This is a genomic window from Streptomyces tagetis, from assembly GCF_018069565.1.
GTDB lineage: Bacteria > Actinomycetota > Actinomycetes > Streptomycetales > Streptomycetaceae > Streptomyces > Streptomyces tagetis.
Genome location: NZ_JAGPNL010000007.1, coordinates 77623 through 100984 on the forward strand (window position 1 = coordinate 77623; position 23362 = coordinate 100984).

The 23362-nt window shown below is 74.8% G+C and carries 19 protein-coding genes and 1 pseudogene; 14 read left to right on the plus strand and 6 right to left on the minus strand.

The features are described 5' to 3' along the window. Positions 1–5 precede the first annotated feature (5 nt). The 6 genes and pseudogenes from J5Y05_RS22985 (at position 6) to J5Y05_RS23010 (ending at position 5932) form a co-directional block, all read left to right on the plus strand. Positions 6–1859 (plus strand): acetyl/propionyl/methylcrotonyl-CoA carboxylase subunit alpha, encoded by a 1854-nt coding sequence (locus J5Y05_RS22985; RefSeq protein ID WP_210874957.1) that lies wholly within the window; start codon positions 6–8, stop codon positions 1857–1859. 54 nt (positions 1860–1913) lie between these two features. Beyond that, positions 1914–3047 (plus strand): acyl-CoA dehydrogenase family protein, encoded by a 1134-nt coding sequence (locus J5Y05_RS22990; protein ID WP_210874958.1) that lies wholly within the window; start codon positions 1914–1916, stop codon positions 3045–3047. Then, positions 2975–4156: pseudogene (locus J5Y05_RS22995) on the plus strand (NsdA family TPR-like regulatory protein); the annotation flags it as partial. The gene J5Y05_RS22990 and the pseudogene J5Y05_RS22995, both read left to right, overlap by 73 nt. A 185-nt stretch (positions 4157–4341) precedes the next feature. Then, positions 4342–4584 (plus strand): hypothetical protein, encoded by a 243-nt coding sequence (locus tag J5Y05_RS23000; protein ID WP_210874960.1) that lies wholly within the window; start codon positions 4342–4344, stop codon positions 4582–4584. Beyond that, complete coding sequence (locus tag J5Y05_RS23005) at positions 4581–5312, plus strand: enoyl-CoA hydratase family protein (RefSeq protein WP_210874961.1); 732 nt, start codon at positions 4581–4583, stop codon at positions 5310–5312. The genes J5Y05_RS23000 and J5Y05_RS23005 overlap by 4 nt, the downstream gene beginning before the upstream one ends. Continuing rightward, positions 5300–5932 (plus strand): TetR/AcrR family transcriptional regulator, encoded by a 633-nt coding sequence (locus J5Y05_RS23010; RefSeq protein WP_210874962.1) that lies wholly within the window; start codon positions 5300–5302, stop codon positions 5930–5932. The genes J5Y05_RS23005 and J5Y05_RS23010 overlap by 13 nt, the downstream gene beginning before the upstream one ends. Positions 5933–6024: 92 nt before the next feature. On the opposite strand, the gene pdxH is transcribed toward J5Y05_RS23010, so the two are convergent. After that, the gene (pdxH, locus tag J5Y05_RS23015; RefSeq protein ID WP_210874963.1) at positions 6025–6711 is read right to left on the minus strand and encodes a pyridoxamine 5'-phosphate oxidase; all 687 of its coding nucleotides are present in this window, start codon (positions 6709–6711) and stop codon (positions 6025–6027) included. 304 nt (positions 6712–7015) lie between these two features. On the opposite strand from pdxH, the gene J5Y05_RS23020 reads away from it, so the two are divergent. Beyond that, positions 7016–8116 (plus strand): citrate synthase 2, encoded by a 1101-nt coding sequence (locus J5Y05_RS23020; protein ID WP_210874964.1) that lies wholly within the window; start codon positions 7016–7018, stop codon positions 8114–8116. Between the two features lie 479 nt (positions 8117–8595). Continuing rightward, positions 8596–9990 carry a PAS domain-containing protein gene (locus J5Y05_RS23025; protein ID WP_210874965.1) on the plus strand — a complete coding sequence of 465 codons (1395 nt, stop codon included), beginning with the start codon at positions 8596–8598 and terminating at the stop codon, positions 9988–9990. Positions 9991–10190: 200 nt separating this feature from the next. On the opposite strand, the gene J5Y05_RS23030 is transcribed toward J5Y05_RS23025, so the two are convergent. Further along, a complete protein-coding gene (locus J5Y05_RS23030; protein ID WP_210874966.1) occupies positions 10191–10946 on the minus strand; it encodes an SIS domain-containing protein in 756 nt (251 codons plus the stop codon). 198 nt (positions 10947–11144) lie between these two features. Here J5Y05_RS23030 and J5Y05_RS23035 point away from each other — a divergent pair, with 198 nt between their 5' ends. Together J5Y05_RS23035 and J5Y05_RS23040 are read left to right on the plus strand one after the other, a co-directional pair. Then, positions 11145–11837, plus strand: coding sequence for an iron-dependent transcriptional repressor DtxR (locus J5Y05_RS23035; RefSeq protein ID WP_210874967.1), 693 nt, complete (start codon positions 11145–11147; stop codon positions 11835–11837). Positions 11838–12395: 558 nt separating this feature from the next. Further along, the gene (locus J5Y05_RS23040) at positions 12396–13274 is read left to right on the plus strand and encodes an alpha/beta fold hydrolase (RefSeq protein ID WP_210874968.1); all 879 of its coding nucleotides are present in this window, start codon (positions 12396–12398) and stop codon (positions 13272–13274) included. Positions 13275–13803: 529 nt separating this feature from the next. On the opposite strand, the gene J5Y05_RS23045 is transcribed toward J5Y05_RS23040, so the two are convergent. The 3 genes from J5Y05_RS23045 to J5Y05_RS23055 all read right to left on the minus strand — a co-directional run bounded on the left by J5Y05_RS23045 (position 13804) and on the right by J5Y05_RS23055 (position 16921). After that, complete coding sequence (locus J5Y05_RS23045) at positions 13804–15429, minus strand: transporter (RefSeq protein WP_210874969.1); 1626 nt, start codon at positions 15427–15429, stop codon at positions 13804–13806. After that, a complete protein-coding gene (locus J5Y05_RS23050) occupies positions 15426–16199 on the minus strand; it encodes an ABC transporter ATP-binding protein (protein WP_210874970.1) in 774 nt (257 codons plus the stop codon). The genes J5Y05_RS23045 and J5Y05_RS23050 overlap by 4 nt, the downstream gene beginning before the upstream one ends. 68 nt (positions 16200–16267) lie before the next feature. Next, complete coding sequence (locus tag J5Y05_RS23055; protein WP_210874971.1) at positions 16268–16921, minus strand: bifunctional DNA primase/polymerase; 654 nt, start codon at positions 16919–16921, stop codon at positions 16268–16270. 328 nt (positions 16922–17249) lie between these two features. Between J5Y05_RS23055 and J5Y05_RS23060 the strand changes: the two genes are divergently transcribed. Continuing rightward, positions 17250–18635 carry an NsdA family TPR-like regulatory protein gene (locus J5Y05_RS23060; RefSeq protein ID WP_210874972.1) on the plus strand — a complete coding sequence of 462 codons (1386 nt, stop codon included), beginning with the start codon at positions 17250–17252 and terminating at the stop codon, positions 18633–18635. 200 nt (positions 18636–18835) lie between these two features. Further along, positions 18836–20395: a hypothetical protein gene (locus J5Y05_RS23065; protein WP_210874973.1), complete on the plus strand. Its 1560-nt coding sequence runs from the start codon at positions 18836–18838 to the stop codon at positions 20393–20395. Positions 20396–20437: 42 nt separating this feature from the next. Here the strand turns inward: J5Y05_RS23065 and J5Y05_RS23070 are convergent, their stop codons facing one another. Next, positions 20438–21766, minus strand: a complete 1329-nt coding sequence (locus tag J5Y05_RS23070; protein WP_210874974.1) for an ABC transporter substrate-binding protein — start codon at positions 21764–21766, stop codon at positions 20438–20440. 171 nt (positions 21767–21937) lie between these two features. Here J5Y05_RS23070 and J5Y05_RS23075 point away from each other — a divergent pair, with 171 nt between their 5' ends. Beyond that, positions 21938–22384 carry an SCO4402 family protein gene (locus J5Y05_RS23075; RefSeq protein ID WP_210874975.1) on the plus strand — a complete coding sequence of 149 codons (447 nt, stop codon included), beginning with the start codon at positions 21938–21940 and terminating at the stop codon, positions 22382–22384. A gap of 86 nt (positions 22385–22470) precedes the next feature. After that, positions 22471–23352 carry a formyltetrahydrofolate deformylase gene (purU, locus tag J5Y05_RS23080; protein ID WP_210874976.1) on the plus strand — a complete coding sequence of 294 codons (882 nt, stop codon included), beginning with the start codon at positions 22471–22473 and terminating at the stop codon, positions 23350–23352. Positions 23353–23362 lie beyond the last annotated feature (10 nt).

Sequence of the window (23362 nt, forward strand, 5' to 3'; positions counted from 1 at the left end):
GCCCCATGATCGCTTCCCTGCTCGTCGCCAACCGGGGCGAGATCGCCTGCCGTATCGTCCGCACCTGCCACGACCTGGGCATCCGTACGGTCGCGGTGTACTCGGACGCCGACGAGGACGCCCTGCACACCCAACTGGCCGACACCGCCGTACGGCTGCCGGGCGCGTCGCCCGCGGAGACGTACCTGCGCGGCGACCTGGTCGTGAAGGCCGCCCTCGCCGCGGGCGCCGACGCGGTCCACCCCGGCTACGGCTTCCTCTCCGAGAACGCCGGTTTCGCGCGGGCCGTCCGCGACGCCGGCCTGACCTGGATCGGACCGCCCCCGGCGGCGATCGAGGCGATGGCGTCCAAGACCCGCGCCAAGCGGCTGCTCGGCATCGCGCCCCTGGACCACGTCACCGACGCCGACCTGCCGGTGCTGGTGAAGGCGGCGGCCGGCGGCGGCGGACGCGGCATGCGCGTCGTACGGCGCCTTGCCGACCTCGGCGCGGCCCTCGACGCCGCCCGCGCCGAGGCGAGGGGCGCCTTCGGCGACGGCGAGGTCTTCGTCGAGCCGTACGTCGAGAACGGCCGCCATGTCGAGGTGCAGCTCCTCGCCGACACCCACGGCACCGTGTGGACGCTGGGCACCCGCGACTGCTCCCTCCAGCGGCGCCACCAGAAGGTCATCGAGGAGGCCCCGGCACCGGGCCTGCCCGGGGAGCTGGAACGGGAGCTGTGCCGCCGGGCGGTGGAGGCCGCCCGCGCCGTCGGCTACACGGGTGCCGGCACCGTCGAGTTCCTGGTCGCGGACGGCCGGGCGCACTTCCTGGAGATGAACACCCGGCTCCAGGTCGAACACCCCGTCACCGAGGCCGTGTTCGGCATCGACCTGGTCGCCCTCCAGCTCCGCGTCGCCGAGGGCCACGCCCTGGAGCCCGCCCCGCCGGCCCCACGCGGCCACGCCGTCGAGGCCCGCCTGTACGCCGAGGACCCGGCGGCGAGCTGGGCCCCGCGGACCGGCCGGCTGCACCGCCTCGCCGTCCCGGACGGCGTCCGCCTGGACACCGGCTACACCGACGGTGACACGGTCGGCGTCCACTACGACCCGCTGCTCGCCAAGGCCGTCGCCCACGCCCCCACCCGCGCGGAGGCCGTCCGCCGGCTGGCCGGCGCCCTGGAACGCGCCGAGATCCACGGCCCGGTCACCAACCGCGACCTGCTCGTCCGCTCCCTGCGCCACGAGGAGTTCACCGGCGGCCGGATGGACACCGGCTTCTACGGCCGCCACCTCGCCGCCCTCACCACGCCCGCCCCCGACCCGCTCGCCCCGCTGGCCGCCGCCCTCGCCGACGCCCGCGACCCGGCCCGCTCCCGCTTCGGCGGCTGGCGCAACCTGCCCTCCCAACCGCAGATCAAGCGGTACGCCCTCGCCGGGGAGGAGCACGAGGTCCGCTACGTCCACACCCGCACCGGCCTCGCCGCCGACGGCGTCCGCGTACTGCACGCCGACCCCACCCGCGTCGTCCTCGAAGCCGACGGCGTCCGGCGCACCTACCGCGTCGCCCGCCACGGCGAGCGGGTCCACGTCGGCGCCGACGTCCTCACCGCCCTGCCCCGCTTCCCCGACCCCGGCCGGCAGCACGCGCCGGGCTCCCTGCTCGCCCCCATGCCGGGCACGGTCGTCCGGCTCGCGGAGGGCGTCGCCGAGGGGGCGCCCGTACGGGCCGGGCAGCCGCTGCTGTGGCTGGAGGCGATGAAGATGGAGCACCGCGTCACCGCCCCGGCCGACGGCACCCTCACCGCCCTGCACGCCGCGCCCGGCACCCGCGTGGAGGTCGGCCACCTGCTGGCGGTCATCGAGGAGGACGACCGCTAGCCGGTCCCGCCGGACCCGCACCGCCCAGCCCGCACCCGCAGCCGAAGGAGACGCATGACCACCCTCATCGAATCCGACGAGCACCAGGCCCTGCGCGCCGCGGTCGCCGCCCTCGGCGAGCGCCACGGCCGCGACCACCGCACCGGCCTGTGGGCCGAGGCCGGCAAGCTCGGCTACCTCGGCGTCAACCTCCCCGAGGAGTACGGCGGCGGGGGCGGCGGCATCGCCGACCTCTCCATCGTCCTGGAGGAACTGGGCGCCGCCGGCTGCCCGTTGCTCATGTTGATCGTCTCCCCGGCGATCTGCGGCACCGTCATCGCCCGCTTCGGCACCGACGAGCAGAAGCGCGCCTGGCTCCCGGGCCTCGCCGACGGCAGCCGCGTCATGGCCTTCGGCATCACCGAGCCCGACGCCGGCTCCAACTCCCACCGCATCACCACCACCGCCCGCCGCGACGGCGACGACTGGGTGCTCACCGGCCGCAAGGTCTTCGTCTCCGGCGTCGACATCGCCGACGCCACCCTCGTCGTCGGCCGCACCGAGGACGCCCGTACGGGGCGGCTCAAACCCTGCCTGTTCATCGTCCCCCGCGACACCCCAGGCTTCGCCCGCCACCCGATCGACATGGAACTGCGCGCCGCCGAGAAGCAGTTCGAACTCGTCCTCGACGAAGTCCGGCTGCCCGCGTCGGCGTTGGTCGGCGAGCAGGAGGACGCCGGGCTGCTCCAGCTCTTCGCCGGGCTCAACCCCGAGCGGATCATGACCGCCGCCTTCGCCATCGGCATGGGCCGCCACGCCCTCGCCCGCGCCGTCGCCTACGCCCGCGAACGCACCGTCTGGGACACCCCCATCGGCGCCCACCAGGCCATCGCCCACCCCCTCGCCCAGGCCCACATCGACCTCGAACTGGCCCGCCTGATGATGCAGAGGGCGGCGCATCTCTACGACGCCGGGGACGACACCGGGGCCGGCGAGGCGGCCAACATGGCCAAGTACGCGGCAGGCGAGGCGTGCGTCCGCGCCGTCGACCAGGCCGTGCACACCCTCGGCGGCAACGGCCTGACCCGCGAGTTCGGGCTCGCCTCCCTGATCACCGCCTCCCGCGTGGCCCGCATCGCCCCGGTCAGCCGGGAAATGATCCTCAACTACATCTCCCACCAAACCCTGGGCCTGCCCAAGTCGTACTGACCCCAGCCCAGGCCCGGCATGAGCCGTACACCTGTGACGCCTCGTTCGTGGCTACCGTGGAAGTCGTCGCCGACCTGGGGAGAACTGACGTGGACCGTAGGAAGTTCCTCGCCGCCGCACCCTTCGCGGCCGTGGCCGGGGTGGGCCCGTCGCGGGACTGGCTTCTCAACACCCTCGACCAGACTCCGGAACCGGGCCCCCGGGTCCGGCTGGAAGACGTGACCGCCGTCAGGAACATGTTCGGCACGTTCCAGCGGATGGATGTGCTCCAGGGCGGCGGGTCCGGACGCCTGGTGCTCGCCGAGTACATGAACCAGCACGTGTATCCGCTGCTTCGGCGCTCGCATGAGGACGTGGTGCGGCGCGCGTTGTGCGAGGCGTCGGCCGAACAGACCTACCTGCTCGGCTGGATGGCGTACGACAACGGCGAGAACAGCGTCGCCCAGCGGTACCTGATCCAGTCGCTACGCCTCGCCGAGGAGTCGCGTAACGCGGCCCTGGGCGCGCACGTCCTGGCCGGAATGGCCGACCAGGCGACGCTGCTCGGCCACCCCGACGAGGGGCGGCGGCTGGCGCAAGCGGGCCGACAGGGGCTGGCGAAGGCGACCTCGCCGGCCTGTGAGGCGGATCTGTGGTGCCTGGAGGCGCGGGCACTCGCCCTGCTCGGAGACAAGACCGCCGCGACCCGCGCGGTCGTGCGGTCGGAGCGGGCGTATGAGCGGGTTGACCTCGACACCGAGCCCGAGTGGGCCGCGTTCATCGACCCCGCGTACCTGCACGGTGAGCACGCGAACACGATGCGGGACCTGGGCGACTCCGAGGCGGCCGAGGAGCACGCGGCCCGCTCGATCGAGCACGCCAGGATGCAGCGGCGGGCCCGCCGCGGCGCCATGTCGCACGCCGCCCTCGCGGTGTCCCACCTGCAACGGCGGGACCTCGACGCGGCGTACTCCGTCGGCCTGCGCACGCTGCGCCTGACGGGTCGGGTGAAGTCGTCGCGGGCGGTCGAGGCCGTGCAGGACTTGCAGCGCCGCATGCGGCCGTTCGGCAGCCACCGCCTGGTCGCCGACTTCGACGAACGCGCCCGCGAGCTGGTCGCCGCCGCGTAGTCCGCAGCACCGACGCAACGCCCCCCCGCTACAGCCGTGGTCGGCCGTAGCGGGGGCGTCGGGCGTCAATCCGTGGTGCCGGGTCGAACGTCCCCCAAAAGCGAGAACCATGCAGGCGTGCTTGCTTGTTTCCGTGGCCGCTGTCACCCTCGGAGCGTCACACCTCAGTGCATGGAGGGGGCCGCATGCCCGTGTGTCCTTGGGGGCCGCTGACCCACACGCGGCGGTTCCTCGCCGCCGAACTCGCCGTCGTCCGCTCCCGGCGGCTCGGCCCGCCGCCCGTCGGCCAGGCGTACGGCACGACCGAACTCCTCCCGGGCACCGGCACCGAGACGCACGTCGTCTCCCACGACGACCCCGGACGACGGGACCTCGCCACCGGCGAGCGCGGCAAGCTCCTCCGCCAGGCCCCGCGGGAGGGCCCGTGAGTGTCGTCCGTGGGCGTGACCGGGGGGTCGAGACCCTCACGCTCGACGTGCCGCGGCGGCGCAACGCGCTTTCCGGGGCGCTCGTCGCCGCGCTGTCCGGCGCCCTGGCCGACGCCGCCGCCGACCCGGACGTGCGGGCCGTCGTCCTCACCCACACCGGGCCCGTCTTCAGTGCCGGCGCCGACCTGCGCGACCCGCCCGCCCCCGAGGCGCTGACCGCCCTGCTCCGCCGGATCGTCGAGCTGCCCCGGCCGGTCCTCGCCCGCGTCGACGGCCACGTCCGCGCGGGCGGCCTCGGCCTGCTCGGCGCCTGCGACATCGCCGCCGCCTCCACCGCGTCGACGTTCGCCTTCACCGAGGTCCACGTCGGCGTGGCCCCCGCCCTCATCTCCCTGCCCCTGCTGCCCCGCGCCGAGCCCCGCGCCCTCGCCCGTCACTGCCTCACCGGCGAGCGCTTCGACGCCGCCGAGGCCACCCGTACCGGCCTGGTCACGGCGGCCGGCGACGACGTGGACGCCGTACTCGCGCCGATGCTCGACGGTGTGCGCCGTGCCTCACCCGAGGCCCTGGCCGCGACGAAACGGCTGCTCACGGCTAGGGTGCTGGAGGCATTCGACCGGGACGCGGCCGAACTGACCGCACTCTCGGCCCGGCTGTTCGCCTCCCCGCAGGCCCGCGAGGGGATGACGGCCTTCCTCGAACGACGGGAACCGGAATGGGTGGTGTGAGCACGGCCGACCGTGCGGAACGAGTCCCCAAGCAGGACCGCAGCCGGGCCACCCGGCAACGGCTGCTGGAGGCCGCCGTGGCCTGTCTCGCGGAGCACGGCTGGGCCGGCTCCACGGTCCTGGTCGTCGCCGAGCGCGCCGGGGTCTCGCGGGGCGCCGCCCAGCACCACTTCCCGACCCGCGAGGACCTGTTCACCGCGGCCGTCGAGTACGTCGCCGAGGAACGCTCCGGGGCGCTCAGGGCGCTCTTCCCCGACGGGGCCGCCGCGGGGGACCGGCGCGCGGTGGTCGCCGCCCTGGTCGACCTCTACACCGGGCCGCTCTTCCGGGCGGCGCTGCACCTGTGGGTGGCCGCCTCCAACGAGGAGCAGTTGCGGGCGCGGGTGACCGAGCTGGAGGCCCGGGTGGGCCGCGAGAGCCACCGGATCGCGGTGGAGCTGCTCGGCGCCGACGAGTCCCGCCCCGGCGTCCGCGAGAGCGTGCAGGGGCTGCTGGACATGGCCCGCGGCCTCGGGCTCGCCACCCTCCTCACCGACGACGGCCCCCGGCGCCGCCGGGTGGTCGACCAGTGGGCCCGCCTCCTGGACGACGCCCTGGGGCAGGCGCCGGACGAGGGCTGAGCGGCGGGCCGGGAAGCCCGACGAGGGCAGAGCGGCGGGCCGGGAAACCCCGACGAGGCCCGGCTCCAGGGGGTCGGCCTCCGCGGGCCCGCTCAGGGGGCCAGCCGCTCCACGCGCCAGGCGCCGGCCGCCGCGGCCACGTAGCGCAGCCGGTCGTGCAGCCGGTTCTCCCGGCCCTGCCAGAACTCCACCGTCCACGGCACCACCCGGAACCCGCCCCAGTGCGGCGGCACCGGCACCTGCTCGCCCTCCGGATACCGGGCGGCCAGCTCGTCGTAGGCGCCGTCCAGCGTCGTCCGCCCCGCCACCACCGAGGACTGGGCGCTCGCCCACGCCCCGAGCTGGGAGCCGTGCGGCCGGGTCCGGAAGTAGGCGGCGGTCTCGTCCCGCCCGGTACGCCGGGCCACCCCCGTGACGATGACCTGCCGGGCCATCGGGTGCCAGGGGAAGAGCAGCGAGACGTGCGGGTTCTCGGCCAGGTCCCGGCCCTTGCGGGAGCCGTAGTTGGTGTAGAAGACGAAGCCGCGCTCGTCGAAGTGTTTCAGCAGCACCGTGCGGGAGCTGGGGCGGCCCCCGGCGTCCGCCGTCGAGACCACCATGGCGTTCGGCTCGAACAGCCCGCCCTCGGTCGCGGCCTGGCGGAACCAGCGCGCGAACTGCTCGACGGGGGTGGCGGCCAGCTCGGTCTCGGAGAGCCCCTCCGCCCGGTACTGCTTGCGCATCGAGGCGAGATCGAAGGGGACGGCGTCGCGGTCGGTCACGCCGTCATCCTGCCCCATCCCGAGGCGCCCCGGAGGCCGTCCGTCCGGGACGGAACTCTCGATCACCCTGTGTGTTCATCTTCCTGCGGAGAGTCATTGATGTGGCACTGAGTGCCGCACCCCCTCCCCAAAAGTGGCACTCAGGGATATCGTGCTGGTGCCGTTCGCGTTGGATGACCGCCGACCGAACGGGGCATCACAGGAGTGACGAGGGAGCCGTGAGTCGCCTGGAGTGACAGCGGACCCACCGAGCGCCGGTCACACCCACCGTCCGCTCACGCCACGCCTCTCCCCTCACGAACACGATCGAAGGAGCCGCCTGATGTCCGACTTCATACCCGGGCTTGAGGGAGTCGTCGCGTTCGAGACGGAGATCGCCGAACCCGACAAGGAAGGCGGCGCCCTGCGCTACCGCGGCGTCGACATCGAGGACCTCGTCGGCCACGTCTCCTTCGGCAACGTATGGGGCCTGCTCGTCGACGGCGCCTTCAACCCCGGCCTGCCGCCCGCCGAGCCCTTCCCCCTCCCCGTCCACTCCGGCGACATCCGGGTCGACGTCCAGGCGGCGCTCGCCATGCTGGCACCGGTCTGGGGCCTGAAACCGCTCCTGGACATCGACGCCGAGCAGGCCCGCGGCGACCTCTCCCGCGCCGCCGTGATGGCCCTGTCGTACGTCGCCCAGTCGGCCCGCGGTCAGGGCCTGCCGATGGTCCCGCAGGCCGAGATCGACAAGGCCCGCACCATCACCGAGCGCTTCATGATCCGCTGGCGCGGCGAGCCCGACCCCCGGCACGTGGCCGCGGTGGACGCCTACTGGACCTCCGCCGCCGAGCACGGCATGAACGCCTCCACCTTCACCGGCCGCGTCATCGCCTCCACCGGCGCCGACGTCGCCGCGGCCCTCTCCGGGGCGGTCGGCGCCATGTCCGGCCCGCTGCACGGCGGCGCCCCCTCCCGCGTCCTGCACATGATCGAGGAGATCGAGCGCACCGGGGACGCCGAGGGATACGTCCGCAGGACCCTGGACGCCGGCGAGCGGCTCATGGGCTTCGGCCACCGCGTCTACCGCGCCGAGGACCCCCGCGCCCGCGTGCTGCGGCGCACCGCCCGCGAGCTGGGCGCCCCCCGCTTCGAGGTCGCCGAGGCCCTGGAGAAGGCGGCCCTGGCCGAGCTGCACCACCGCCGCCCCGACCGGGTCCTCGCCACCAACGTGGAGTTCTGGGCCGCGATCGTGCTGGACTTCGCCGAGGTCCCGGCGCACATGTTCACGTCCATGTTCACCTGCGCCCGTACGGCCGGCTGGTCGGCCCACATCCTGGAGCAGAAACGCACCGGGCGCCTGGTCCGCCCCTCGGCCCGCTACGTCGGCCCCGGCCCCCGCGACCCGCGCGACGTCGAGGGCTACGCCGACATCGCCGACTGACCGCGCGCCCCCCGGGAACGCGAGCGACCCGCGAGCCTGGTTCCTCCCGGAGGAGGAGCCGGCCGGACGTACCGGCGACTCGCGGGTCGGGTGACTGCTGGAGACTGGGCCGGCCGCGCGCCTCGTTCGCGCGCTGGTCCGGCACCGCAGCGTGTCGGTGGCGGACCGCTAGCCCGCAGCCACCTCACGCGTCCGGTTGTCATACATCTGCCGAACCACCTCCCTTCTCGTGTACCTCACACCCTAGGAACCGTTCGGCCGTCCATCAACGCCTTTTTCCGGAGCCCGCCGCCGGCGCCGCATTCCGGTGGCGTATGCGGGGTTTCCGCGGGGCAACGATTTCCGCCTTCTTGCGGGAACAGGATGTGTGCTGCATCACGTTCGAGTTGAATAAGGGCCAGTAAGGCCAGCAAGCGGTGAACTAAAGCCAGTGACGAGACGACGTACCGCGCGGCGGACGCAGCCTGCAGGGGGTCCAGGTGAGTGCTTCCCGGCGTAGTGGGACCACCGACGAGCTGGGTCCGGACGAGCCGGAGCGGGTCGGCGCGGATCTGCTCGCGGCGCTCCTCGACGGCATGGACGCGGCGCTGTGCGCCTTCGACGCGGACGGCGTCGTCACCCACTGGAACCGCGAGGCCGAGCGCATCCTCGGCTGGAGCGCCGACGAGGCCGTGGGACGGCAGGGGTTCGCCGGCTGGGCGGTGCGCAGCGCCGACGCGGGCGAGGTGGAGGAGCGGCTGCTCTCCGCGATGCGGTCGCCCGGCCGCCAGGTGCACGAGTTCGCGCTGCTCACCAAGGATGGCGGGCGGGTGCTGGTCCGTACGCAGTCCGCCGCCGTACGCGGCCCCGACGGCCGGCCCGCGGGTGTGTACTGCGCTTTCAGCGAGGTCCACGCCCAGATCGACCTGGAGCGTTCGATCGCGCTGAGCGAGGCGCTGCTGGAGGGTGCGAGCTGGGGCGTCGTCCTCGTCGACGTCGACCTGCGCCCCGCCGTGGTCAACGCGCACGCCGCCCGCGCGCTCGGCGCCGGCCGCACCTCCGTCCTCGGCCGCCCCCTCGGCGACCTGCTCTCCCAGGGCGTGGAGGAGCTGGAGAACGCGCTCACCCACGTCCTCGCCGAAGGCGCCCCGCCCGCCCCCGCCGAGATGTGGGTGACCGTGCGCGGCCCCGAGGGCGACCGGCGCCGGTGCTGGCGCAGCGGCTTCGTCAGGCTCGCCTCGCCGCTCGCCGAGGAGCCGGTGCCGCTCGGCGTGGGCTGGCTGTTCCAGGACGTCACCGACACCAAGCGGGCCGAGCAGGACGCGGCGCTGCTGCGCTTTCGCGCCAACCAGCTCCACCGGGCGGGCCGGGCCGCGGCCGAGTGCGAGGACCCGGCGGAGGCGGCCACCGTCCACCTCGACTTCGCGCTGGCCGGATTCGCCGACCACGCCCTGATCGACCGGGTGGCCGGCGGGGCCCTGCCCGAGGGCGAGCAGGACCGTCCGGTGCGGCTGGTCCGGGTGGTCACCACCCCCTCCGGCACCCCGGCCCCCAGCGTGCCGTCGGCGGCGGCCGGGCTCCCGGTCCGCTATCCCGACGGACACCCGGCGCTCCAGTGCGTGGAACGGTCCGGTTCGGTGCGGGCGAGCGCAGGCTCCGGCGGCGGTACGGGGGCGGTGTCGGCGGAGCGGGCCCGGGAGTGGGCGGGGGCCCGGCAGTGGCCCGTGGACGCGGTGCACGCCCTGTGCGTGGTGCTGCGCAGCCGGGGCCGCACCCTCGGCGTCGTGACGTTCCTGCGCGGCGCCGGCCGCAGCGCCTTCGAACGCCCCGACGCGGTCTACGCCGAGGACGTCGCCGTCCGCATAGCCGCCCTCCTGGACCTGTCGGGAACCTGACGGCCCCGCCGCGGGGGCGGTTCGCGGCCAGTCTCCGGGGGCAGGGCGGTTCCGGCCGGCCGGCGTACGGGGGCTGCCCCGGCAGGCGGCGGCGCGGATGCCGTGGGGGTCGGGCCCACGGTGTACCCGAGGCTGCCCGGCGTACGCCACCACCGGCGGCGACGACGGACTGGCGGGCGCGCGGGGCGCCCCCCCGTGGCTTACCGGCGGTAGAAGATCCGGTCGCCGTACTGCTCCAGTACGCGGTCGTTCCACTCGTGGCCGCCGTCGACGTTGCCCGAGCGCAGCAGCGGGGGTTCGACGCCGCGCTCGGCGAGGACGGCGGCCGTAGTCGCCATCACCGCCTGCATCAGGGCCGAGGTCACGACGGTGGACGCGGGTGCGAACGGCGCCGGGACGGTGTCGAGGCTCAGCTCCGCGTCCCCGACGGCGATCTTGGAGTCCAGGACCACGTCGCAGTGGTCCTTGAGGAACGTGCCGGAGGAGTGCCGCGACGCCGTCTCGGAGGCGTACGCCACCGAGGTCACGCCGATCACCCGGGCCCCCGCCGCACGGGCGGCGAGCGCCATCTCCACGGGCAGCGCGTTGCGCCCGGAGAGGGAGACGATCACCAGGGCGTCGCCCGCGCGGACCGGGGAGGCGTCCAGGACCGCGGCGGCCAGCCCGTCGACCCGCTCCAGGGCGGAGCCGAGCGTGGCGGGCATCACGTCGACGCCGACGGCGCCGGGCACGGCGAGCAGGTTCATCAGGGCGAGCCCCCCGGCGCGGTAGACCACGTCCTGGGCGGCGAGGGAGGAGTGCCCGGCGCCGAAGGCGAAGAGCCTGCCACCTGCGCAGACGGTGTCGGCGAGCAGCGTGCCGGCCGCCTCGACGCCGTCCGCCTCCTCCTCGCGTACCCGTTGCAGCAGTGTGATCGCCGCGTCGAGGAACTGGCCGGCCGGCTTGCGGTCGCTCATGCGGAGCCCCTTCGGTGTGCCTGCGTCGCGGATCACCGTGCGGTCTGGGCCAGTACGGTGTCAACACGGCCGCCGGCCCTGCCGGTCCGCGGCTTTTCACAGCACGGCCCGGTTGTCGGTGGTATGCGTCAGAATTGATTCCAGGGCCAGCGCACACGCCGGGGCCGCGGCTCCGGAAGATCTCATCAAGGGGTACGTATGTCCGGACTGATCGACACCACGGAGATGTACCTCCGCACCATTCTGGAGCTGGAGGAGGAAGGTGTGGTCCCCATGCGCGCCCGGATCGCCGAGCGGCTCGACCAGAGCGGCCCGACGGTGAGCCAGACGGTGGCGCGGATGGAGCGGGACGGGCTGGTGTCCGTCGCCGCCGACCGGCACCTGGAGCTGACGGAGGAGGGCCGCCGGCTGGCCACGCGCGTGATGCGCAAGCACCGGCTCGCGGAGTGCCTGCTCGTCGACGTGATCGGCCTGGAGTGGGAGCAGGTGCACGCCGAGGCGTGTCGCTGGGAGCACGTGATGAGCGAGGCCGTGGAGCGCCGCGTGCTGGAGCTGCTGCGCCACCCCACCGAGTCTCCCTACGGCAACCCGATCCCGGGCCTGGAGGAGCTGGGCGAGCCGGACGGCGCCGACCCGTTCCTGGACGAGGGCATGGTCTCGCTGGCCGACCTCGACCCCGGGGCCGACGGCAAGACGGTCGTCGTGCGCCGGATCGGCGAGCCGATCCAGACGGACGCGCAGCTCATGTACACGCTGCGCCGGGCGGGCGTGCAGCCCGGTTCGGTGGTGAGCGTGACCGAGTCGGCCGGCGGGGTGCTGGTGGGCAGCGGCGGCGAGGCGGCCGAGCTGGAGGCGGACGTCGCCTCGCACGTGTTCGTCGCCAAGCGCTGATCCGGCCGGTCCCGCGGCACCCGCGCCGTCGCGGTGGCCGGTCCGCGGCACCGGACGGATCGCGTCGAATCCCGGATTCCCGTGTCCGAACGGCAGCGCCCGGCCCGTTCGCGTGCCACGCTGTCGCATGAGGCATATGACATGAGGGCTCGGGGCCGGGCCCCCGGCGGTGCCGCCGGGCGGTCCGAGAAGGGGGCGGGACGTGCCGGAGAGACGGAGAGGGCCCCGGCGCCGTGTGGCGCCGGGGCCTGTCCTCCCCTGTGTCGACCCGGAGCCCCGAGCTCTCAGGGTCGTTCCCCTCGGACCGTTTTCCCCGAGCGGTCCGCCTCCCGGTGGAGATCTCCCCTCGGTGACGGCGATCAATCCCTGACGGCGTCACTCGATTGAGGGGTGTTGGCCGACGGGACGGCATTTTCGAATGGATATTCGATACTCTGCGGAGGTCGGTCGGCCGTCGGGCCGGCAGGCACGGCACGGCAGGCAGGACACGGTTCACAGGACCGGCCGGCCCGGGTGGGGCGGGTCCGGTGCGAGCGGAGCTTGGGGGTGCCAGGACGGATGGCGCGGCGTATCGACGTGACCGGCGCGGGCGGCGTACGCCTCGCCGCCTGGGAGTTCGGGGACCCGCCCAAGGCCGACGCGGACCCGCCGCAGGACGGGCCCGGCGGCCTTCCGGGGGTGCTGTTACTGCACGGGCTGATGGGGCGGGCCTCGCACTGGGCCCCCACCGCGCGCTGGCTCTCCGCGCGGCACCGGGCCGTCGCCCTCGACCAGCGCGGCCACGGCCGCAGCGACAAGCCGCCCCGGGCCGCGTACACCCGTGAGGCGTACGTCGGGGACGTGGAGGCCGCCCTGGAGCAGCTCCGCCTCGGCCCGGCCGTCCTCATCGGGCACGCCATGGGCGCGCTGACCGCCTGGCAGCTCGCCGCCAAGCGGCCCGATCTCGTCCGCGGGCTGGTCGTCTGCGATATGCGGGCCTCCGCGCTCGGCGCGGCCTCCCAGCGGGAGTGGACCGAGTGGTTCGGCACCTGGCCGGTGCCCTTCGCGACCCTCGCCGACGTGCGCAAGTGGTTCGGCGAGGACGACCCGAGGGTGGAGCGGCCCAACCCGGCCCGGGGCGAGTTCTTCGCCGAGGTGATGGCCGAGTCCCCCGACGGCTGGCGGCCCGTCTTCGAGCCGGAGCAGATGCTCAGGTCCCGGGAGACCTGGGTCTACGACGCCCACTGGGAGGAGCTGGCCCAGGTGCGCTGCCCGACCCTCGTCGTGCGCGGCCTCGACGGCGAGCTGGGCCGGGCCGAGGCGCAGGAGATGGTCCGGGTCCTGCCGCACGGCCGGTACGCGGAGGTGGCCGACGCCGGTCACTTCGTCCACTACGACCAGCCGGCGGCCTGGCGCTCGGCCATAGCCCCCTTCCTGGACGGCCTCCGCCACCCCTGACCACCGGGCAGGCCGCCGAGCCCCGGACCGCCCCGGGCCTGAAAGGCCGCCCGGCACCTCGCCCCGGCCCGCGCAGCCACACCGGCACCCAGCCGGGCAGAGCCGGCCCCGGCCCGGCACCTTGTCCGGGCCCGCCCGCCGGGCGCCGGGTTCGGCAGCGACCCGGGCGTCGGGGTCGGCATCCCGCCCGGCGCCCTGGCCCGAGCGGCCACGCCGGTATCCAGGCCCGACAGGTCCGCGAGCCGGCTCGTCGACACCCCGCTCCGGCCTGCCCGCCGGGCGTGCAGGCTGGGGGAAGTCCGCCCGGTGTCCCGGTCCGTGCGGTCGCGGCGGGCGGAGCCGTGCCTCGCTCTGGCGTTGCCGGTCTGTCCGTCGCTCTGGTTCGGCTGGCCGCCGGGGGCCCCGCTCCGGCCGACAGGCCACCCGGCACGACAGGCCACCCCCGCCCCGGCCGTAGGTCACCCCGTACTCGGCCAGAAGGCCACCCGTCCCGGCCGGAAGGCCCCCCGCCCCCGGCCGGCAGGCCCCGTCAGCCCTTGCTGACCGCCGCGAGGATCTCCGGGAGGCGTTCCGCCGTGCGCGGGGCCGCCATGCGGAGGCCGAGCAGGGTCAGCGCGGCGCCGTAGGCCGCGCCCACCGGGAGCAGCAGCCAGCGCCAGCCCTCGCCGCCCGCGCTCACGTTCAGCCAGATCGTGGCCGCGATCACCGGAGCGCAGAGCAGGGCCGCGCCGGCCATGCCGCCCACGATGGAGATCCAGGCCAGCCCCACCTGGCCGGGGGCGACGTTCTTGAACCCCTCCTGCGGGATGGAGTACGGGAAGCGCGCCGAGGTCCACGCGCCGGTCGCCAGCATCGCGCCGAGCAGCGCGAAGGAGAGCCCCAGCGCGGGCGGCAGCGCGGCCCAGTCGCCCAGCATCGCCGTCGTCACGACGGTGACCAGGGTGGCGTACGGCAGGGTGACCAGCAGCAGCGCCAGCGCCCGGCCGCGCAGTTCCACGTACGCGTCCCTGGGCGAGGAGATCGTCATCGCCACCAGCCAGAAGGCGGACGTGTCCTGGCCGAACTGGTTGTACATCTGGATGCCGAGCATCCCCGCGGCGAAGCAGGAGAAGTACACCGAGCCGGTGCCCTGCCAGGCGTTGAAGACCGGCAGGATCAGGCCGATCGCCAGCGCCGTCACCCAGGCCGACTTGGTCTTCGGATCGCGCCACACGTAGCGCAGGGTGCGCTCCATGGTGGTGCCGGTCCGCCCGGCCGGGAGCCACCGGGAAAGCCCCGCCGAGCCGCGTTCGCGGGCCGGCCGGTCGTCGGCGGTGAGCGTCGAGCCGTCCGGCGAGGTCATCAGCCGGGTCAGGTGGCGCGACCACACCCACAGCAGTACCACCAGCGCCGCCGCGGTCAGCGCGAGCTGGGCCAGGGCGATCCCGTACTCCCCGTCGCTCGCCGCGGCCATCGCGCCGACCGCGGTGCCCGGCGGCACCCAGCGCAGCACGTCGGCGGCCGGTTCGAGCTGGGCCAGCCCGCCGGTGCCCAGGCGCTGCGCCCCGAAGTTGACCAGTTGCGCGCCGACCGCGACGACCAGACCGCTCAGCACCGCGAGGTCGCGGCCCTTGCGGCTGGTCAGCAGCCGGGTGTTGGCGGCGGCCACGGCACGGGCCAGGGTCACGCAGACCAGCAACGCGAGGACGGCGCCGATCACGCCGACGACGAACGCGAAGGCGCCGTGCGCGACCGCGACCACCGACCCGGCGAACAGGCAGAGCGTGAAGAGCGGCCCGATGCCGACCAGCGAGGAGACCAGCAGCGCCCGTACCAGCGGCTGGGGCCGCAGCGGCAGCATCACCAGCCGGGTCGGGTCCAGCGTCTCGTCGCCGCTGTTGAAGAAGAGCGGCATCACCGCCCAGCCCAGCCCGAGCACCGCCGCCATCAGCACGATCAGCGCGTCCGCGTGGGCGTGCCCGCGCAGCGCGATCAGGCCGAGCGTCTGGAGCACGGTGAAGAGCAGGACGACGACCGCCGAGGCGATCCAGGCGGCCGTGCGCCCGCCGGACTGCCGCAGCCCGTTGCGGAGCAGCGACAGCTTCAGCCGGACGAGGACGGGGGTGAGGGACGCGGCGGTGGGGGCCGCGGGGCCCGGTGCGGTCGCCGCGGTCATCGGACGCCGCCGCCCAGCCAGTCGAGGTCGGACCCGGCGTCCCGGCCGCCCGCGCCGACGAGTTCGAGGAACGCCTGCTGGAGCGAGGGGGCGTCGCCGCGCACCTCGGCGAGCGGTCCGGTGGCGCGGATGCGGCCGGCGGCCATCACCGCCACCCAGTCGCACAGCGACTCCACCAGCTCCATGACGTGCGAGGAGAAGACGACGGTGGCGCCGGAGGCGGTGTAGCGCTCCAGGACGCCGCGGATGGTCTGCGCGGAGACCGGGTCGACGCCCTCGAAGGGCTCGTCCAGGAACAGCACCTCGGGGTTGTGCAGCAGCGCCGCCGCCAGGCCGATCTTCTTGCGCATGCCGGTCGAGTAGTCGACCACCAGCTTGTGCTGGGAGCCGGCCAGGTCGAGGACGTCCAGGAGCTGGGTGGCCCGCTTGTCGACCTCGGCGCCGGGCAGCCCGCGCAACCGGCCGGAGTAGGCGAGCAGTTCCCGTCCGGAGAGCCGCTCGAAGAGCCGCAGCCCCTCCGGCAGCACCCCGATCCGCGCCTTCACCTCGACCGGATCGCGCCACACGTCGTGCCCGACCACCTCGACGGACCCCTGGTCGGGCCGGAGCAGCCCCGTGACCATGGAGAGCGTCGTCGTCTTCCCGGCCCCGTTCGGCCCGACCAGGCCGATGAACTTGCCCGCGGGCAGTTCGAGATCGACCCCGGCCACCGCGACCTGCCGGCCGAACCGCTTCCACAGTCCCCGTACCCGTACGGCGCTCTCTCCCACCGTGAACTCCCTCCGTCAAAGGCACCCTACGCGGACACGGGTGCCCCCGACCGGGCGCGGGCGTCCGGCTACCGGTCCCGTCCGCAGGCGTAGGCGAGCGAGGGGACCAGTTCCTCGGCGTCCGGCAGCCACCGGTTGGCCGGGGTGGGCCGGCGGGCCCAGAGCACGGCGCCGCGCGTCCCGTACCGGGTGGGCGGGGCGGCGACGTACCCGCCCTCGCCGAGCGCGGTCAGGTCCAGGGAGGACGGCGACCAGCCCACCCCGCGCACCAGGTCGGCCAGTTTCGCCGCGGCCCCCGGCAGGACGAAGAACCGCATCCGGCGGTCGGGGGCCAGCGTCACCGGGCCGAGCGCCAGCTCCATCCGCTCCATCCGCGCGAGCGCGAGGAACCCGGCCGTCTCCGGCACGTCCAGCGCGTCGAAGGCCCGTCCCGTCGGCAGCAGGATCGAGGCCGCCGGCCGCGCCTGCCACATCCGGCGCACGGTGCTCACGCTGCCGGTCGCCTGCGCGGCCCAGTCCTCGCGCGCCGGGTGCGCGCCCGGGGCGGCGCACGCCGGGTCCCCGCACGAGCAGTGCGGCACCCCGTCGGTGGTCTCCAGCCAGGCGCCGGGGACCACCTCCCAGTGGCGTTCCTCGGCGTAACGAGCGGCGGTCTCCAGCAGCGATGCCCCGCGCTGCTGCGGAATCTGGGCGGCCTCGGCCGACGCGAGAGTCTCTTCCACGCGAAGCTCAACTCCCTTGTTCACGCCGGGTTACGCCCCGCCCACCGATCTGGCCGCGCGGCCGGACCCGCCCGGCGTTCCGAGGGCCGTCGTCGCAGGTCGGGGCCGGTGCGCGGGGGAGGAGCACCGGCCCGGTCCCAGGGCGCACCGATGCATTCACGGGGGCGCGCGGGAGGTTCCGTGGTGGGAGCTGGGTAGCCAGGTCTGGGGCCGGCGCCGGCCGTTACCCCGGCAATCCTGGCAAGTCTGGCATTGTCGGCACATCGACGGGGCATTGATCTTCCCGGCCGGATCTTTTCGTTCCGCCGAGACAGCATGGGGGTACGCCATGGCCGCAAGGCCTCTCGTCGCGCGGCAGCCCAACGAACGGCTGCAGGCGCTCATTCAGGAAGCGGGCTGCTCGAACGCGGGCCTGGCCCGCCGCGTCAACATGTGCGGGGTCGAGCACGGACTCGACCTGCGGTACGACAAGACGTCGGTGGCCCGCTGGCTGCGCGGACAGCAACCGCGCGGCAGGGCACCGGCGATCATCGCCGAGGCGCTCGGACGCAAGCTCGGCCGGACGGTCACGATCGACGAGATCGGCATGGCCAACGGCAAGAACCTCGCGTCGGGCGTCGGCCTCCAGTTCTCGCCGACGGTACTGGGAGCCATCGAGCAGGTCTGCGAGTTGTGGCGCAGCGACGTGGGCCGGCGGGACTTCCTCGCCGGTTCCTCGGTCGCCGCCTCGGCACTGGTCGAGCCCAGCCGCGACTGGCTGATCTCCGCGCCCGACCCGCAGGTGTCGCGGTCGGCCGGGCCGCGCGTGGGCCGTTCCGACGTGGCCGCCGTACGCGCCATGACCCAGGCGCTGGTGGACCTCGACCACGAGCACGGCAGCGGGCACGTGCGCCCGGTGGTCGTGCACTACCTCAACAGCGTCGTCTCCGGGTTACTGGCGGGCTCCTACCGGGAGGCCGTCGGGCGGGAGTTGTTCGCCGGGGTCGCCCGGTTGACCGAGCTGGCCGGGTACATGGCCGTCGACACCGGCCAACCGGGCCTGGCGCAGCGGTACTACATCCAGTCCCTGCGGCTCGCGCAGGCGGCCGGCGACCGCGGCTACGGCGGCTATGTGCTCGCCGCGTCCATGAGCCACCTGGCCGCCCAGCTCGGGAACCCGCGGGAGATCGCCCAGTTGGCGCGGGCCGCGCAGGAGGGCGCGCGCGGGCGGGTCACCCCGCGGGCCGAGTCGATGTTCCACGCCGCCGAGGCGCGCGGCCACGCGCTGCTCGGCGACGCGAGAGCGGCGCAGACCTGCGCGGGCCGGGCCGTCGACGCGCTGGAGGCCGCCGACGCGGGCTCCGGGGACGACCCGGCGTGGATCGCCCACTTCGACGAGGCTTACCTCGCCGACGAGTTGGCGCACTGCCACCGCGACCTCGGGCAGGCCGACGCGGCGGCCCGGTGTGCCCAGGAGGCCCTGGACGGGCACCCCGCCACGCGGGCCCGGCGCCGGGCCATCGGGCAGGTCCTGCTGGCCACCGCGCAGGTGCAGCAGCGCGAGATCGAGCAGGCGTGCCACACCGCGCTGAAGGCGGTGGACCTCCTGGAGGGACTGCGCTCGCAGCGCGGCGTGGAGTACCTGGAGGACTTCCGCCAGCGGCTGGAGCCGTACGGAGAGGAGGCGGTGGTACGGGAGTTCGGGGCCCGGCTCGATCTTCCCGTGGCGGCGTGAACCTCGGGCGGACGGCGGATGAACGCGCGGCACGCGGCGCGGTGGGCGGCCGAAAGGGGGAACAACAGCGTGCCGCGGCCCGGTTTTGTTACTGCTGTCACAGGGAAGAGGAGGAGGCCCGGTGCGGCGTGCCAGGGGGCCCGGGGTACCGGTAGCGTGAGCCGACGATTTCGAACGGTCCCCCACGCACAGGAGTCCCGGTGACGCAGAGCGGACAGGGCGAGGAGCCCTCGGCGCGGCACGCGCACGAAGGCATCGTGCTGCCCTCGGACGGTGGCGAGCCCCTGCTGCCGGGCTCGGCCGGCGGGCCCGCCGGTCCGCAGGCCGGCCCGCCCGCCCCCGCCTCGGCGCCGCCCGGCGGCCAGACCTGGGACCAGCCGTGGGGGCCCGCGCAGCCCCAGCAGGCCCCCGCCGGCCAGGGCTGGTCCACCCCGCCCGACGCCCAGCCCTGGGGAGCCCCCGAGATCGGCGCGCAGGCGTGGTCCGCGCCCCCGCCGCCCCAGGCGTCCCCGGGCCCGCTGCCCCCGGAGAGCGCGGGCGCCCCCGGCTACGGGGCACCGGCCTACGGCACCCCGCCCTCGTACCCGCGGCACGACGCACACGGCCGGCACGGCGGGCCCGGTCACCACGGAGGTCCCGGTCACCACGGCGGGCCCGCCACGCCGCCGCCCCCGGCCGACGAGGGCGCCACCCAGTTCCTGCCGCCGGTGCCGATGTCCGACGAGGGGGCGACGCAGTACATACCCCCCGTCGGACCGGGGGCGCTGCCCCCCGAGCAGCCCGCCGGAGCGGACGCCGACGCGACCCAGTACATCCCGCCGGTCCCGCCCGGACCGGCCCCGCAGGGCGGCTCCGACGCCGAGGCCACGCAGTACATACCGCCCGTCCCCGGCGGCCCCGCCTACGGCGAGGAGGACCGGCAGCCGCCCGCCGAGTTCGACAACCTCTTCCGCGGCGCTCCCGGCGCCGACGGCGTCTCCTCCTCCACCCAGCAGATGCCGGTCATGGACGCGCCCCACGCCGTGCCGCCGGCCGGCCGCTCCGGCCGTCCCCCGGGCCGCGGCGGCGGCGGAGGAAGCCGCAGACGCGGAGGCGGCGACGGCGGACGGGGCGGCGGTGGCCGTACCGGCTCGCGCGTCCCGCTCTTCGCGGCCGTCGGCGTCGGCCTCGCCGTCGTCGGGGTCGGCGCGGGCGCCCTGATGGCCGGGGGCGGCGACGACCGGGCCGACGGCCGGCCGGTCTCCGCCACCGCGCCCGTCACCGAGGAAGCCGAGAGCCCCGCCCCGTCCGAGCCGCCCGCCGACCCGGCCCGGGAACAGGCCGAGGCGCTGGACAAGCTCCTCGCCGACAGCGGCAGCAGCCGCGCCACGGTGATCCAGGCCGTGGCCGACGTGAAGTCCTGCGACAACCTGGAGCAGGCCGCCGAGGACCTGCGCGACGCCGCCGAGCAGCGGGCCGGGCTGATCACCAGCCTCGCCGAGCTCTCGGTGGACAAGCTGCCCCGGCACGCGGAGCTGACCGACGCGCTCACCAAGGCGTGGCACGCCTCGGAGGCGGCCGACAACCACTACGCGGCCTGGGCCGACCAGACGGCCGGCAAGAAGGGCTGCAAGAAGGGCAAGGCCCGCACCACCTCCGAGACGCAGGCGGGCAACCGGGAGAGCGGCACGGCCACCGCCGAGAAGGCCAAGGCCGCCACGTTGTGGAACGCCATCGCCAAGCAGTACGGCCTCACCGAGCGCCAGCCCACCCAGCTCTGACCCACCCGGCTCCGGCCCGCCCGGCTCCGGCCCCCGCCGGGGTCAGCGGACCCGGGCGTTGCGCAGGATCGGCGTCGTGTCGACGGTGCCCTCCCGGGCCGAGACCAGCCGGCCCTCGCGGACGACGTGCAGGGTGACCTCGGCGTTGACCAGCCGCGGGAAGCCGACCGAGGCCAGCTTGTCCTGGAACAGCCACCGCAGCTTCGGCGTCAGCCCGCCGGTGCCCACCGTCAGACCGCCGTTGAGCGCGCGGGTGAGGGCGGAGGCGCTCACCCCGTCCTCGGGGGAGCCGAGGGACTCGACGATGCCGCGCAGGACGGTGTAGGCGATCCACGTGGTCTGCACCCCGGCGTCCGCCGGGTCGACGGTGTTGTCGCCGAACGCCTCCTCCTGGATCACCTCCTTCATCGTGTCCCAGCCCGGGTCGTCCACCGCCGGGTACCAGCCGGTGACGTACGCGCCCTCGTAGGGCCCCGACGCGCCGCCCGAGGTGTTGAGCGTCGACTGGTCGACGCTGCCGAGCACGGTCGCCGTCCGCACCTTGGGGTGGTCCTGGCGGGCCCGCCGGAAGGAGTCCATGAAGGTGCCGGTGCGGTCCCCGAGCGCCGGCACCACGCACCCGGTGGAGGCCGGATCGGCCGAGGCCGCCCGCAGCGCCGCGCCGGACTGGCCCTCGTACTCGGTGGCGTCCTCCCGCGCGAGCTGGTCGTGGGCCGCCGCGTGCCCGCCCGCGGTCAGCCCGGCGTCGAGCAGCGGGGGCAGTTGGTCGCCCGCGAGGGTGTCGGGGCGTACCAGCGCGACCGGCCCGCAGGACTCGGCGAGCGCGCTGCCCAGACCGGCGAGCAGCGCGGGCTGCCCGCCGTTGACCGGGTAGGACAGGGGGCTGGTGAACTCGGCGTTGGTGATGCCGTAGCCGCCGATGTACGGGATGCCGGCGCCCTCCAGCACCGGCAGGAAGGAGTCGGCGTGCTGGCTGTAGGAGCCCACCACGGCGACCGCGCCCTGTTTGACGGCCTCGCGGGCGCACCGGGCGGCGGAGACCCCGTCGTTGCGGACGTTGCAGGTCAGCACGTTCAGCGGGCGTCCGGCGAGGCCGCCGTGGGCGTTGACCCAGCGGCCGTAGGCACGGGCGAGGGCGGGCATGCCGGGCTTGTTGGTCGCGTTGGTCTCCTGCGGAGCCCAGGTCATCACGGTGACCGGGGTGTCCCCGACTCCCCCCGTGGTCCCGGGGACGACCCCGCAGCCGGCGGTGAGCGCGGCGCTCGCCGCCAGCGCGCCCGCGGCGGTGAGGCGGCGGGACGGGCCGGAGGGGCCCCCGGCGCGGCGGGGGCCGGGGAGGAACATGCTGCGGAAGCGCTGCCTACCGGTCATGGACCCGCACGATTCCCCCACATGGCCAACCGGCAGGTGACACCGGGTCGACGTGTGGTGACACGGAGGTGAAGAGCGGGGGCGGCGCGGGCGCCCGGCCGCCGCTACGTACGATCGGTGACCGTGCAAGGTTCGGATAACTCTTCCCGTCGCGGCCGTCGCTCCTCCACCATGGGCGGTATGCCACTCAACGACATGCCCTGGTGGCGCTGGCGCAGCCAGGTGCGCTCCGCGCTGCACATGCTCTCCACCCCCGCCTTCCAGCGGGACGTCTGGCTGGCCGGCGTGGACGGCTACGGGGACGTCACCGACGCGGTGTACCGGCTGGTGGAGGACACCTGGCTGGACCACTGGTCGGCGGAGAAGTACGTGGGCACCATCTTCCGCGACTCCCAGGAGGCGGCGCTCGTCGACACCGCCGTGCTGCGGGTGCTGCGGATCATGCACCAGGTGGGGCCCGACGCCCCGGTGCAGGCATACCTCGACCACCCGGACTGGCCCGAGGCGGTCCGCGCGGCCCGGGACGCGCACGTACGGCTCGCCACCGGGGACGGCGAGGACCCGGAGACGGAGCCGCGCACCCTGGAAGTCCTCCACATCATGACCCGGTCCGCCTGACGGGTCCGCCCGAGCGGTCCGCCCGACCCGGTCCGGCTGGGGAGACACCCCCCGGCGCGGCGGCCGGGTGTGGGACCCTGTCCTGCATGAACGAGCAGTCCGCGCCCGCCGCCGCCCCGGCCGACCAGTACGTCCTCACCTTGTCCTGCCCCGACAAGCAGGGCATCGTGCACGCCGTCTCCAGCTACCTGTTCATGACGGGCTGCAACATCGAGGACAGCCAGCAGTTCGGCGACCACGACACGGGACTGTTCTTCATGCGGGTCCACTTCTCCGCGGACGCCCCGGTCACCGTCGACAAGCTGCGGGCCAGCTTCACCGCCATCGGCGACGCCTTCCGGATGGACTGGCAGATCCACCGGGCCGAGGAGCGGATGCGCGTCGTCCTCATGGTCAGCCGCTTCGGCCACTGCCTCAACGACCTGCTCTTCCGCGCCCGGACCGGCGCCCTGCCGGTCGACATCGCCGCCGTCGTCTCCAACCACACCGACTTCGCCGAGCTGGTGGGCACCTACGGCATCCCCTTCCACCACGTGCCGGTGACCCGGGACACCAAGGCGGAGGCGGAGGCGCGGCTCCTGGAGATCGTCCGCGAGGAGCGCGTCGAACTGGTCGTCCTCGCCCGCTACATGCAGGTCCTCTCCGACGACCTGTGCAAGCAGCTCAACGGGCGGATCATCAACATCCACCACTCCTTCCTGCCGAGCTTCAAGGGCGCCAAGCCCTACCACCAGGCGCACGCCCGCGGGGTCAAGCTGATCGGCGCGACCGCGCACTACGTGACGGCCGACCTGGACGAGGGGCCGATCATCGAGCAGGAGGTGGAGCGGGTCGGCCACGACGTCACCCCGGACCAACTGGTCGCCATCGGGCGGGACGTGGAGTGCCAGGCGCTGGCGCGGGCGGTGAAGTGGCACGCCGAGCGGCGCATCCTGCTCAACGGCCACCGCACGGTGGTCTTCGGCTGACGTCCCGTAC